The following is a 13759-nucleotide window of genomic DNA, read 5'->3' on the forward strand; positions in this document are numbered from 1 at the left end:
AGCTGGTCCCATCACAGGCATACATCACCTCCATCACTCTTGAAACAGAAGATGATGACCCAGGTTAGAAACGCTGAGCAACCAGTCCTGCGCTCGAGACGGCGCGCAGCAAACGACCAATGGCGGTACCTGCGACGACCCTCGATACCCTCCATGGCGGCGTCAACGTGATCCACAAATACCCTCTCAGCTCAAAATACTCCTCGAATACGTTAGTGGCCTGGCAACACAATTCTTACGAGTGCTTTAAGTCACGATTAGTACATCTCGCGTAAGTGGCCCAACCAGTATGCCAGCGAGCTTTGCGCGCTATAGCCTACAGGCGGAACGCTAGCCTACTGAATATGCTAGCAATGACATCGGGAGAACGGGCGAGAGTGCTGTCGCCGAGGGAAGGCTCGGACCCATACGGCCCGCCTATCAGGTGATGATCGAGACGGCAGTGGCTATGGTTGTTGGAGCTCTTTCTCTACTCAGGAAACTGTCTACGCTGCAGTGGTTTACTTAGACATCGATCACGCTAATTGCTGTTCCGTTGACTATGACCTTACTAGCGCAGCTGTTCCCATCGATTGCAGAGATTTTCACTACAAGAATCTGGTCAAGGCAGACACTTTTACTCAACACATCCCACCTTTTCTACTTTACCGATGGGTGCTTTGCAGGCAGTCACAACCATCTTGTTGGGGGCTTCAACAATTACCGGAGCGTTCCTCGTAGTCTTGGCCACTATGGTTAATGCATCGTTTTTGTACCGTCTACGCAACGCCCAGCGGCTCGGCGAGAAGAGTTAGCACACTCAACGTTGGTAGAATCGTTGGCCGTGAACTGATGCCGGTCCAGGGTGACTCCTGTGACGATGCCGTGCAAGCGCGCCAGCTTTGGCATCGAGATACACTGATACTATAAACGGTACTGCACCGTACGCCCAGACAGCGTCTCCACTGGACAGCCCGGATGCCACAGTATCAGAACCTTTGACCGCGACGGTACAAACACATGGGCCATCGCTCAACCGCTCGGCAACTGTGTACTCGTCACCAAGATGAATCCGTTGAGGTCATGCTGACCGCACAATGACGCTGACCACCGTGATTGAAGCCTCAATAAACGCAAACAACGTCCTTTACCACGTCGAGGCGAGCGTCAACCTCCGCAAACTGACTCGCTGGTAATAACGCGGACTATGGTGTCACCGGTACTGAGACAGTCAGAATCAGGGAACCCGGTTGACCATTGGACGCTGCCGATGCAATCAGGGCGACAGCCCAGGACGTTGACGTCCAGTCTTGCGTCTCACCACCGGCGTAGGACTCCGACGACTGCCGCGAAAACCCAGCCTGTGAGGGCCGTTGATTATAAGCGCCAACAAGGGAATTGGCCGATCCCGTAAACGAATACGTCAGCAAATAACCATTCATACCGGACTTCTTCGTGGCAACGCTCGCAGAGAGCTTGATGCCCGAGGGAACAGGAACGCTGGACGGAAAACCCGATGGCAACGTTACGCCAAAACCGAACGTCGCCGTACCGTTGTTGCTCTTGACCGTGACCTTGGATCCGTTCGCACTCGACTGGACGCTGGTCGCTCCGCCCGAGGACGAGCCAGCCGAGCCGCAGGCAGCCAAGGTGAGCCCACTGAGGACAAGCCCACAAAGAACCGCTGCCCGCCTTTGGCTCGCCAACGATTGCCAGCGAATCTGATCCGCGGCCAACGGCGTAGCCGCATGGCAACGCCGAGCACTTGTTGCATGCACAATCAACCGATCTATAGCAAACTTCATTCGAAACTGGCTCACCGTTGCACCTCCAAGCAATATCGCGACAAAGAGACACGACCAAACCGACCCAGGGATAACCCTCCTATCCTCTTGACCTCCCCATAGGATCGACTCCTAAGCGATCGCAATCTCCAGCCGTCTGGCCTACAACCAGACGGCAATGTCTTCCTCATGCCAGGCGACCAGAACTGAACTATCACATCCAGGAGACAGACAAGCTATCGCGGGTGTTAACAACAACCGGGACAAAGGCCCCCTGGAAAAGACCTTATGATTGCATACGCTCCGCCTTCATTTACCCGGCGACCGCTGAACGCCAATGTCCCTCCTCTACGCCACCCTCGGGTTGTGGGCCAGTGAGCCTCGCCGTCCCGTCTCATCGGTAGCACAGATAAGAATTACTTAAGTGAAATACCATCCATCAACTCACCCGACATCGCAATGCTGACCGCCACAGGACTCATGGCGGGGTTCAACTCCTCATTCAACAAGGCATGGCTGATACTCAACCAACCACTTCGAATAGGAAGATCCGCCCTAGGATTGGCGGGCCAGGGTTTCGAACTCCGTAAGCACGGCCGGATTCGCTACCGAATCGGCAGAGGCGACCTCGTTGAGTGCGGAACCTAAAAATAGTTTACGAATTGGGACCTCGAGCTTTTTACCATTCAGGGTCCTTGGAATATCAGAGACGTGAAGAATTCGATTGGGAACATGTCGGGGTGAGAGCTGCTCACGCAACGTCGCACGGATCGCCTCGTCGATTGCGTCTGGGTCGTCGCCGCTCGACACGACAAAAAGCAACAGCTCTCCCGTCCGGTCCAAGGCCGAGGTGTCGATCACCAAAGAATCTTCAACACCCTCGACGGCATCGACCACACGGTAGAACTCCGCCGTCCCCATCCGCACGCCGCCCCGGTTGAGCGTCGAATCCGATCGGCCAAAGATCACACTGGAACCATCCTCGTAGAAGGTGATCCAATCACCATGGCGCCATACCCCGGGGTACTGAGAGAAATAGGCCTCGTGGTAGCGCGTACGATCATCATCATTCCAAAAGCCGGTGGGCATCGACGGCATCGGCTGGGTGATCACGAGCTCCCCCATCTCCCCCACGACTGGCTGGCCCTGTTCATCGAACGCGGCAACCGCGACCCCGAGTGCCGGGGTCGCAATCAGGCCTGCACGAGTGGGATGCATCGGAGAGCCCCCCAAGAAGGCCGTACAAACGTCGGTTCCCCCCGAAGCCGAAACGAGCTGAACCGGACTCGGGAGATGCCGATAGACCCAGTCGAAGCCCTCGATCGTCAGTGGCGCTCCCGTCGATCCAATCGCTCGCAGCGAAGAGCCATCCATGAACGTGTGCATGTCAACCTGGCCAACCTGGCAGCTGCGCAGGAACGGGGCAGACACACCAAAGAACGTGATCTGTGCCTCGTCGATGAGTCGCCACAGCCGTTCCAGGTTTGGATAGCCCGGGGACCCGTCGTACAGGACGATGGACGCACCGACAAGCAGGCCACCCATGAGGAAGTTCCACATCATCCAGCCCGTAGACGAGAACCAAAAGAAAGTACTATCGGTTGTCACGCCATGCTGGAGTTCGAGAACCTTCTTGTGTTCCAAGACGATACCGCCGTGGGAATGCACGATCGCCTTTGGAATGCCCGTGGTCCCAGAGGAGTAAAGAACCCACAGTGGATGATTAAAGACCACAGGCGTAAAACTCAGAGCATGGTCCCCCTGGGTCGCCTCTTCAAACGAGATGCTACGCCACGCCCCCTCTGGGGGTTCATCGGGTGGCCCTACGACGATCAACGTATCGACACTCGGCAACGAGGTCAAAATTTGGGTCAACGGTGCCCGCCGATCGATCCTTCGCCCGCCGTAGCGGTATTCACTGACCGCGAGAACGGCCTTGGGCTCGATTTGGCGGAAGCGATCGACGACGGCGCCAGCGCCGAAATCGGGCGAGGTGCACGACCAAACCGCACCAATGCTCGCCGAAGCGAATAGCCCAACGACCGCTTCGTAGACGTTTGGAAGATACCCTGCCACTCGGTCACCCGGTTGGACACCCGCCACCTTGAGCGTGGCTGCCAGCTGGGCAACGGTGTGCCAAAACTCGGAGGCCAGCACCTTGCGCTGTGCCCCGCTCTCATCGGCTACGACAATACCTGCCGGGTCACAAAACCGCGCGTGGGCCTCAGCGGCATAGTTGAGCACTCCATCCGGAAAAAAGATGGCGTCTGGTAACGTTCCGACGAGGTCGCGCTCACCGAGATCTCCCGCCAGCTGACAAAAGCGGCCAACCGCGCGCCAGAAAGGACCAATCTCGGTAATACTCGCTCGGTAGAGATCAGCATAGGACGCCGTGTGAATACCAAGCCCTGGGCCTTCGGTCGTGAGAAAACGGCCGAGAGGACTCTCCATCCCATCGTCAATCGGCCGCCACAGCACATCGCCAACATCGGTCATGATTCGTTCTCCTCCTGCACCCCAACGTCAAGGTCCAAGTGACTCAAAACCTGTTGAGCTTTGAGTAGTGCCCGTCGTACCTTCGCGAGCTCCTGTTGGGTCTTTTTCACCCTGATCGGATCGAGATCGCGCAGGTGAATGAGCTGGGAAAAAGTCAGGTCGTCAAGCTGGGCAAGCAACTCTGCGACCCCAGCGAGCAACCGATCTTGGGATTCGTCACCAGCCACTATGACTGACCGCCTCCGACTCGATCAATCATCTGGATGTCGTAGTTGCCCGCCTGAACACCCTCTCGCAAAACCTTCTTGTGAAACTTGCCAACTGAGGTTCGTGGAATGGCATCAACGAACGAGTAACGCTCAGGAAGCCACCACTTTGCCACCCGACTCGCCAGGAAATCTCGCAACTCCATAACATCAAGCGAAGCACCTGGCTTGACCACCACAAAGGCAAGAGGACGTTCGAACCACCGGTCATCCGGGACGGCGATCACGGCCGCCTCAGCGACAGCCGGATGGGCCATGATGGCATTTTCCAATCCGATCGAGGAGATCCACTCGCCACCCGACTTGATCACATCCTTCGTGCGATCGACAATACGCATGTAACCCTCATGATCAACCGTCGCGATATCCCCAGTACGAAGCCATCCATCGTCAAAATTCTCGCCACCTTGGCCCCCGAGATAACCAGCTGTAATCCAAGGACCCCGCACCTGTACCTCGCCAATTGCTTGACCGTCCCATGGGAGGACATGATGTTCGTCGTCGACGATGCGTAACTCCACGCCCGGGACCACTTTGCCCGCGGTCTCAAGGTAATTGACTAAGCACTCGCGAGGTGTTCCAGAGGGCGGAATCGCCAGCGTACAGACCGGGGACGTCTCCGTCATACCCCATCCTGAGACCACCGGAATGTTGTGACGCTCAAGATACGCCTCGATCAACGATCGCGGAGTTGCCGACCCACCGGATGTGAGCATCCGCAAGCTCGAGACATCGGTTGGATGAGACTCAAGATAGTGCAGGAGATCGTTCCAGATCGTGGGGACACCCGAGGACACCGTTGGCTTGAACCTGTCGATCATGATTGCGAGGGGCTCCGCCTGCAAGAATCTACCAGGCATGATCATGGTGGACCCGGTTAACCAACAGGCATAAGGCGCACCCCAAGCCGCGGCGTGAAACATCGGAACCACGATCAGTGCACGATCGCCCTTGGATTCAAGGATGTTCCAGCTCCGCTGGCCATAGAGCGGCAACGCGCTCACCGCATGGAGATAGCTCGAGCGATGCGAATAGATAACACCTTTGGGATTGCCGGTCGTCCCCGAGCTATAGCAAACCATAGCGGCATCCGTCTCGGTGACTCGCGGCCAATCAAATACCGTCGGTTGACCCTCGAGAAAATCGTCGTAGTCGACCACCCGGAGACGCTGGGCCAACTGGTCACGCACGCCCGTGTCCAAAGTGGGACCAACCACAACAATCGTCTCCACGCTGGGACAGCCCCCAAGAACCTGCGCCAACATCGGTAGCACGACACCATCAACGATGATGGCACGGTCTTGGGCATCGTTGATGACAAAGCTGAGCTGATCGGGAGCAAGTCGAATGTTGAGCGTGTGGATCACCGAGCCCATCGCCGGGATCCCAAGGTAGGCCTCAAGATGGGCCGCGTGATTGAAACAGAAGGTACCCACACGATCAGAGGGGTGAATGCCCACGTCAACAAGCGCATTGGCGAGCTGAGCAGCCCGAGCAGCAACCCGTGCGAAAGTGGTTGTCGTCGTGTGCTCTTGATCGAACGAGACCACCTCGGAGTCGGGGAAAGCCTGCGCACCATAACGCAATATCGCAGCCACCGTCAATTCGCCGTGTTGCATCGTTGATTCCACGATCACCTCATCTTTCACAATGTCCGCCCGTTACGGCGAGTACCTGGACAGTATCCTACCAAAGTTGACCGAGCGCTACCAGGCACGCAGATACCTGGGTCAAATGCTTGGAGCTCACGAAGCCCAGCCAGCGCCTGGTGGACACACGGGATCAGTCCGTAGCATGATCGTTGTAATTTTGATCCCCACACGACCGTCGAGCCAGTACTCTTGGTCTTGTCAAATAGGGGTGAGCCAGCACGCAACAAAATGACTCTCGCACAAGGCTTCACCTATCGATAGTGCGGTTGGTGGTTGGTTGACAACTCGTATACTGGCTCTGCCCAAGGAGTTTGCGTACGGCGGCAGCATTGTATCGATCGGATGTACAACGGAAGGATCGGGCGACCTGTGAACAATCTGCAACATGGAACGCCCTGGTTCGAGATAGCCGATTTCCAAGACAGCGTCAAAAAAACGATGGTACGCCTCGGGCAACAAGCTGACGAAGAATGGTCGGTCTCAACCGAGACGATAGGGCCGCTCATCGCAGCGCTCGCCCCATCGCTGGTCGACCCCGAAGCCAGTCTCAAAGGGGCAGAGCTAGCAGGACTGACCCTGCAGCGACATGGACTGCCCCTCTCTGCCTGCTCGATGCTCATCGAGACGTTAGCGTCGTTAACGATCGTGGCTCGCCAAGATGTACCCGCCTCCCTGATCGAACGCCAACGTCAGCGTCTCGTTGGCCGCGCCATCGACACTTTGGACCGACGGTACCGGCACGAGCTGCGATCTGCACTGACCTTTGGCCATCATGATCCACTGACCGGGCTCTTGAATCGCCGCGGCCTCGTCGAAGCGCTCACCGCCGCTCTCCAGCGAGCCCAACGCAACCATTCACATATCGCCGTATCGATCATCGACGTGGATGCGCTCGTGGCCCAAACCGAGACACATGACCCGCGTGACCGGGAGCGGGCGCTCGTCGGCTATGCCCACCGGCTTGACTCCCTAACTCGGTCCACCGACGCTGTCGCCCGCCTTGGAGACACGAGCTTTGCACTCCTCATCGAGGGTGCGAAGGATCGCGTTGAGGTAATGGCCATCATGGAGCGAGAACTCGCAAGTCTCGACGAAATGAGTGCCTCCATACCTCGCGACAACACAGTGAGCTGGCACGCTGGCATGGCCATCTCTCCAGACGACGGTGATGACGCGCTCGATCTGCTCGACGCCGCCGAGGCTGCACTCGAGCAGGCGTTAGCCTTAGGACCGACCGAGGGTCTCCAGTTAGTCGCATCACCGCCTCGGTCCACCACACCGCCATCGAAAATGCGGGCTATTCATTCCCTCATCGCCCGTGGAACGGACCATCTCGAGGTGCGCTACCAGCCCATCGTCAACCTTCACACGGGTGCCATCGCACGGCTTGAGGCCCTGGTTCGCCTCCGCTCGCCAGCAGGGATCATCGGCCCTGAGGACTTCATCACAGCGCTGTCGAGGGATGAACGCCATCGCGTCTTTGAGTCAGTGCTCGAACAAGTGGCTGACCACGCCGCCTCGCGAGGCCTATCACTACCGATCTCCATCAATATCGAGCCGGATCTCATCTCAAGTGACACCTGCGCTCAGTCGATCATCGACCGCTGGCGCGAACGTGGACTCGACCCAAAACAACTTGGCGTCGAGGTCATCGAGACACAAGATCTCGTATCGTTGGCCTATGGCCCACTTTCTTTGCTCAAGGAAGCGGGCCACCACATCGCCCTGGACGACTTCGGAAGCGGATACGCTTCACTGTCGCGTATCATGAGTTTCCCCTTCGATGAGGTAAAACTCGATCGCGCCTTCTCGGAACCAATCGACCTCCTCAACGTCGGACTTCCACTCATGACCGTCGCCATCGATGCAAGCAAACTCCTCGGGATCGAGCTCGTCATCGAGGGAATCGAAGATCCTCGAATGGTGCCCGTTCTAGACGCACTCGGGGCTCAACTCGGGCAAGGCTATGCGCTTGCACGACCGCTGACCATCGACGCGCTTCTCGAACTCGCTGATCCCCTCCCGCTCCCGCCATCGACCGGGGGCTCTCACGAGTTGCTCGTCGCGGGAGTAAAGACTTTTCGATGGGAGCGAGCCATCATCGCCTTCGCCGCAAGCGAAGGGGGCGATGAACTGGCGAGGCAGCCCTGCAGCATCGAAGGTCAACTTAAGCACGTTGATTTGATCGCATTACATCGCGCCCAACACGCCTTGATCGGCCGCATCATGAAAAACCATGACCTACCGGCGATTGACGAACTCGTAAGTCTTGGAGCCGAACTACGTCTCAGAGTCTCGACTCGACTCATAGCCAACTGAGTCCACTCGCAGCTGAGGGGCTTGCCAGTCTAGGCCTACAACAAGGCGGTGAGCACTCGCCAAGCGTCCGAGTTCGTCGCCGAGCGCTTCGAGCGCCACATACTTGTGTGTCACCTCGCCGACCTCTCGCGCAAGGGCACTCGCATTGAGATGAGCCTGACCCATCCAGTCGGATAACCATACCACGTCATCGAGATGATCACGGCAGGCGAGCAGCTCGTCGATCAGGGCATCGATAGCCAAGCGCAGTGCGCTGCGGTTTGGGTAGACCATCTCAACGATCCGACGAGGATCGGTACGCGCCACACGCACACCGTCGCGAATGGAACCTGCGGCCAACAAGGAGAGGAGATCGCGATCTTCGCTCGTACCGACGGCACGGGCGAGGGCAGCCGCGCTCACATGCGGCAAGGTCGACACACTAGCGATTGCCTCATCGTGTTGGGCCAGCCACATCGGCACAACGCCGTTGCCAAGGGCCAAAGGAATACTGATCGCCATGAGCAGCGCCTCAGGCTCTTCACACCCGGAGAGAACCACCACCCAGTTCGCCCGAGCAAAGATCGTCGGGTCTGCACTCATGGCCCCATTGCCTTCGCGCCCAGCCATCGGGTGCAGACTCACGAACCGTAGCGCCAAATCTCGTTGGCTCCCTAGTCCAAGATCAGCCTTTACGGAGGCGATATCACACACGACCGGCCGAGTACCCACCAGCTCGGCCAGCGCATCCAGCTCGGCTCTTAGCACCGGAACCTTCGGCGTCGGCGCGGCGATCATGATCACTGAACATTGGGTCACAAGCTCTTGCAATGATTGGGCGCCCCGAATACCGAACACACCCGTGACATAGGCAATGGCTCGGGCGTCCGGGTCAAAACCGAGGACCGATACCCGGGTTGCGAGCGCACCAGCCAGTGACGCCCCCATGTGGCCAAGCCCGAGAATCCCGACACAGCCAAGTCGGTACCGAGCATCCGTGACAGCCTCTGGCATGCCAGGAACCACCGTCACTGCGCCTTACAAACGAGGTGTATCAGCACTGTCTTCATAGGCCAGCACCCCTCTGGGGAGTTGCGTCGACGGGGTCACCACCTCTTTGGCCGTCCATCGAGGATAGCAACCCATCAGTTTGACCTGATGGCCAGCCCGCAAGAGCGAGCGCAAGAGTGAGCGCACAGGCTCCGCATGAGCGTGACCATCAGCAACAACAACAAAACAGTGGACGTCACGCTCTCCAGCCAGAGGACGCGACAGGATCGAGGTCATGTTGACGTCGTGGCTCTTGAACTGACCAGCGATCTCACTCAAGGCGCCAACGGCGTCGTAACGAGGGACAATCGCAAGCATGGTTCGGTCGGCACCGGTTGGCGCTGGCAGGCTATTGGCAATCAGCGCGTACCGGGTACGTAACTCACTCACCCGGGCGACTTGGGTCTCAACCGCATTGAGTCCAGCTTGAGCTCCGACGCTCGGGGGTGCGAGCGCCATGAGTCCAACATCGAGCGCGTTGATCACCTCATCGCACGCCGCCTTCGTCGAGACGGCATGCTTCACGCTGAGTCCCCGATGACGGATGAAGTCGGCGCAAAGATCCAGAATCATCGAATGCGAGATGGCGGTATGCACCGAGGCCTCGCCGTTGAGTGAAAACCCCCAAATCTCCTCGGCGAGGACCGCTTCACCCACGATAAGGGCATCGTCAGCATCAAATATCAACCGATCCAGCGTCAGGGTGAGCTCGCCTTCGGTGGAGTTCTCGATCGGCAGCACGCCGAGAAGGCCAGGGGTCGTCGAGACAGTGAAAATGACTTCCTCCACCGAGGGCATCGGAAGTGGATCAAACTCCGTGAAGCCAAAAAGTTCAATAACTCTATGGTCGGAGCTGCCAAGAGGTCCAGCAAAACAGATCATGGCCCGCTCTCGGCTCGCTACCACGTTGTGCCTCCATCCTTGATCGATTGCTACTGACCAGTTTGTCTTGATAGTTGTGCTATCGCTTGCTGCATCGCCATCCATCGACTGGTCGGCCATTTGGGCCACCAACCACTACAAACATTGGGCTCAGCATAGAAGCTCAGGACGCGCATGGCCCACACCGAGAATCGAACGCATTCTTGGTCACCAACGCCGCCGATACCCACGGTCCATTGGCACCGGTGGTAACCGGAGCCACCGCCAGCATCCTAACGGCTTATGTCGTGGCAGCTCATGACTCAACACCAATGGCGCCTTCGAATGGGAAAGGATGCGAGCCCCGTTAGGCCGTCAAGCGACGATCCGACACCTCTAACTGATACAACCGGGCGACTAACGCCTTGGCGAGCTCCACCCCAACCTCATCGGTAAGGTTCCCCTGCAGATCGAACTTCGCGGAAGCATCATTAACAAAGATCTCTGGACGCGTCACGACATCAGCATCAACCCCGTGCAAAACTTGGCGCAGATGCGACTGCGCTCGAATGGTCCCGTACAGACTCGGCGACGCACCGACCAGTGCCACCGGCTTGCGCGTGATTGACCCGGCACCATAGGGACGTGATAGCCAATCGATCGCGTTCTTGATAACCGGCGTATAGGAGTGGTTATACTCCGGGGAAGCGATGATCAGCGCATCAGCGTCAGCTACGAGCGCGCGAAGTCGTTCGGCATAGGCTGGAAGCGCTGACTCCCAGGACTCTGCGTAGAACGGCAGCTGATCAAGATCGCTGACGACGACATACTCGGCATCCGCATCAAAGAGCGTTCCGATGAAGCGCAGCAACCTGGTGTTGTACGAACCCTGTCGAAAGCTACCTGATAATCCGACAATCTGCATCTGTGCACCTTTCTGGCAATTGACTTTCTCAGATAGTAAAACGGCGACCATGACCACCTATTCCGCGTACCACCCAAGGTTCCCGCGCTCCCAGGCCGCATGGGCAACAGAGCATACGCCCACCCGCTGAACGCATCACGCGAGATGGAGCCGCGAGTCTATCGGGTGCACTGCGTCATCTCGAATTGCGCGACGCTCGTTAACCCATGGCTAGAGTCAACTACATGACCATGCGCACAGAACTCACGAAGGATGACATCGACTTCATCCATGCCCAGGAGGTGTTTTTCGTTGCCACGGCGCCCCTGTCTGACCATGGCCACATCAACTGCTCACCAAAAGGATTACGCGACACCCTCTACCTCCCCGATAGCCACCATTTGGCCTACTTGGACCTCACCGGATCAGGGGCGGAGACCATCGCCCATCTCAGGGAAAATGGGCGCATAACACTGATGTTTTGCTCGTTCGCTGGCGTCCCGAACGTTCTGCGCATCTACGGTAGCGGGCAACCATTGCTGCCAGGTGGATCACGTTTTGACAGTTTGATAACCAAGTTTCCCCAACGCGATGGAGCACGCGCGATCATCTGGATAACCATCAAGGAGGTTGGGGAATCCTGTGGCTATGGCGTTCCAATGGCGGCACAGATGCGTCAACGGGATCGCTTGGAGAATTGGATTGCCGCCAAGGGTGACGAAGGTTTGCACAGCTATCGCAAACGATTTAACACCCGCAGCATCGACGGCCTGCCCTCGATCCCGTAGGTGCCGCAACCATCATCGTCGCGAGTCGCCAACAACTGGATCTCGCTACCGCACTAACGCACTTTGGTGATTACTTTTTAACGCTGGTACCGCAAGAACGTGGCTACGATAACGCGATCTTGACTTGCTCACCATATGGAACACATCACTTCTGCTTAGCTATGCGGCTTGCACCCTAGCCCCTTGTTCGAACTGAATCGGCGAGAGATACTTGATCCCCGAGTGTCGTCGCGTCTTGTTGTACCAGTTGATCCAGTCAAAGATTGCGGTCCTTGCCTCCTCTCGTGTGCTCAAGGTTGTGCGATAGATGAGCTCTCGTTTGCGTGATGCCCAAAGTGACTCGGCCATAGGCTTGGAGATCGCAGTCAACTACACCCGTTAGCACGTCTGAGTATGAAACTGTGCGGGTGACGCATCCGTTTCACCCATGGTTCGGCTATGAGTTCGTCTTCGTTCGGCATGCAAATGCCTGGAGCCAGGACCGAGTGTTCTTCTTTGGCCATGATCACTCGATGCAGTCGTTGCCCACGTCATGGACTGAGTTTGGGGAACCAGATGTATTCGTGTCGATATCGGCCGGACGCAGTGCCTTCCGAGTGCAAGACCTCCTCGACCTACTTGAGATCATGGAGGGGATACGAGGAAAGCATGTGTAAGGGTAACTTTGCCGTAACTGTAAGGCCCATTATGCCATGTACGGATCTGATGGTAGGGGGTGCTAAAAGAACCTGCAGCTCAGTAGATGGCAGGCTTGACAGGTTGTACTAGGTATAGCATAAGGAGCCTTACAGTGCTCACGAGCCAGTGGAAGAAAGGAAACCAATGACAGACCCAAGACAGGATGCGAAGATGGAGGCGTTAAAGGCCGAGCGTTGCTTCAATCTCAATCACGAGGCGGTGTGCGATCCGGCCTTTGCGACCTCTGAGTTCTTAGACCCCAGAGATCTCATGCAGGTAAAGTACGAGATGGTTCGCAAAGTACGCATCGACGGAGATAGCGTCAGCCACGCTGTGACAGAGTATGGCTTTTCTCGTCCATCCTTCTATGAGGCCGCTCTCGCACTTGACCGTTACGGCATGGCTGGCCTGATGCCGGTTCGTCCGGGACCACGCAGAGCTCACAAGATGTCGGTCGAGGTGGTGTCCTTTGTACAACAGCTCTTAGAGCAGAACCCAGATCTTCGGGCCCTTAGCCTTGTTGCCCCCATTGAAGAGAACTTTGGAATCCGGGTCCACCCTCGGTCGATAGAACGAGCACTGGCGCGTTTGCGCCAGCCCAAAAGTGGAGACCCTCGATGAGGGGAGTGTTCATGACGAAGATCTCGAGTGCTATGAGGCGCTTCGTAGCCATGCACTCGATGGTAAGTCAACCAGTAGCCCACTTGGTTTGGGGGTATTGCTCAGCCGAGGAATGGCGCGATGGTTACGGACATCTCGGGTCATCCCAGCTACCCATAGCCCATCAGCCAAGCCACCTGGTACAAGCCACACGACGAGCACAGAGTTGGTGGGTGTGCTTTCGCAGATGGTCCTTGCAGTTGTTGGGTGAGCACCAATGAGCACCGAGGCAATCACCAAAGTACGCGAATCGCATCTGCGACCTGGGGCCTATCTCTATAGACGCCAGTCCACCCTTTACCAGGTCCTCAACAACACAGAGTCAGGCATTCGTCAATATGAC

At 57.3% G+C, this 13759-nt stretch carries 11 protein-coding genes and 1 pseudogene; 4 read left to right on the forward strand and 8 right to left on the reverse strand.

Annotation, left to right across the window (positions count from 1 at the left end; genetic code table 11):
• Positions 1–1184: 1184 nt before the first annotated feature.
• From MP439_02800 to MP439_02815, 4 genes are all read right to left on the reverse strand, one after another.
• A complete protein-coding gene (locus tag MP439_02800; protein ID MCI2974988.1) occupies positions 1185–1799 on the reverse strand; it encodes a hypothetical protein in 615 nt (204 codons plus the stop codon).
• A 519-nt stretch (positions 1800–2318) separates the two neighbouring features.
• Positions 2319–4259, reverse strand: a complete 1941-nt coding sequence (locus MP439_02805; protein MCI2974989.1) for an acetoacetate--CoA ligase — start codon at positions 4257–4259, stop codon at positions 2319–2321.
• Positions 4256–4486, reverse strand: coding sequence for a hypothetical protein (locus MP439_02810; protein MCI2974990.1), 231 nt, complete (start codon positions 4484–4486; stop codon positions 4256–4258). Before MP439_02810 ends, MP439_02805 begins: the two co-directional genes overlap by 4 nt.
• Positions 4486–6144: a long-chain fatty acid--CoA ligase gene (locus MP439_02815; GenBank protein ID MCI2974991.1), complete on the reverse strand. Its 1659-nt coding sequence runs from the start codon at positions 6142–6144 to the stop codon at positions 4486–4488. The genes MP439_02810 and MP439_02815 overlap by 1 nt, the downstream gene beginning before the upstream one ends.
• Positions 6145–6546: 402 nt before the next feature.
• Between MP439_02815 and MP439_02820 the strand changes: the two genes are divergently transcribed.
• Positions 6547–8496 carry a GGDEF domain-containing phosphodiesterase gene (locus MP439_02820; protein ID MCI2974992.1) on the forward strand — a complete coding sequence of 650 codons (1950 nt, stop codon included), beginning with the start codon at positions 6547–6549 and terminating at the stop codon, positions 8494–8496.
• Here the strand turns inward: MP439_02820 and MP439_02825 are convergent.
• The 3 genes from MP439_02825 to MP439_02835 form a co-directional block, all read right to left on the reverse strand.
• Positions 8458–9489 (reverse strand): prephenate dehydrogenase/arogenate dehydrogenase family protein, encoded by a 1032-nt coding sequence (locus tag MP439_02825; GenBank protein ID MCI2974993.1) that lies wholly within the window; start codon positions 9487–9489, stop codon positions 8458–8460. The genes MP439_02820 and MP439_02825 overlap by 39 nt on opposite strands.
• 24 nt (positions 9490–9513) lie before the next feature.
• On the reverse strand, positions 9514–10527 hold the full coding sequence (locus tag MP439_02830) for a hypothetical protein (protein ID MCI2974994.1): 1014 nt from the start codon (positions 10525–10527) through the stop codon (positions 9514–9516).
• A gap of 226 nt (positions 10528–10753) precedes the next feature.
• A complete protein-coding gene (locus tag MP439_02835; GenBank protein MCI2974995.1) occupies positions 10754–11311 on the reverse strand; it encodes an NAD(P)H-dependent oxidoreductase in 558 nt (185 codons plus the stop codon).
• A gap of 224 nt (positions 11312–11535) precedes the next feature.
• Here MP439_02835 and MP439_02840 point away from each other — a divergent pair, with 224 nt between their 5' ends.
• Positions 11536–12078, forward strand: coding sequence for a pyridoxamine 5'-phosphate oxidase family protein (locus tag MP439_02840; protein MCI2974996.1), 543 nt, complete (start codon positions 11536–11538; stop codon positions 12076–12078).
• A gap of 159 nt (positions 12079–12237) precedes the next feature.
• On the opposite strand, the pseudogene MP439_02845 reads toward MP439_02840, so the two are convergent.
• A pseudogene (locus MP439_02845) lies at positions 12238–12369 on the reverse strand (IS3 family transposase).
• A 110-nt stretch (positions 12370–12479) separates the two neighbouring features.
• Between MP439_02845 and MP439_02850 the strand changes: the two are divergent.
• Together MP439_02850 and MP439_02855 are read left to right on the forward strand one after the other, a co-directional pair.
• On the forward strand, positions 12480–12734 hold the full coding sequence (locus MP439_02850) for a Y4bD/Y4pK family protein (protein ID MCI2974997.1): 255 nt from the start codon (positions 12480–12482) through the stop codon (positions 12732–12734).
• A 166-nt stretch (positions 12735–12900) separates the two neighbouring features.
• The gene (locus MP439_02855; GenBank protein MCI2974998.1) at positions 12901–13377 is read left to right on the forward strand and encodes a hypothetical protein; all 477 of its coding nucleotides are present in this window, start codon (positions 12901–12903) and stop codon (positions 13375–13377) included.
• Positions 13378–13759 lie beyond the last annotated feature (382 nt).

The organism is Ferrimicrobium sp. (assembly GCA_022690815.1).
In the GTDB taxonomy this organism is placed as follows: domain Bacteria; phylum Actinomycetota; class Acidimicrobiia; order Acidimicrobiales; family Acidimicrobiaceae; genus Ferrimicrobium.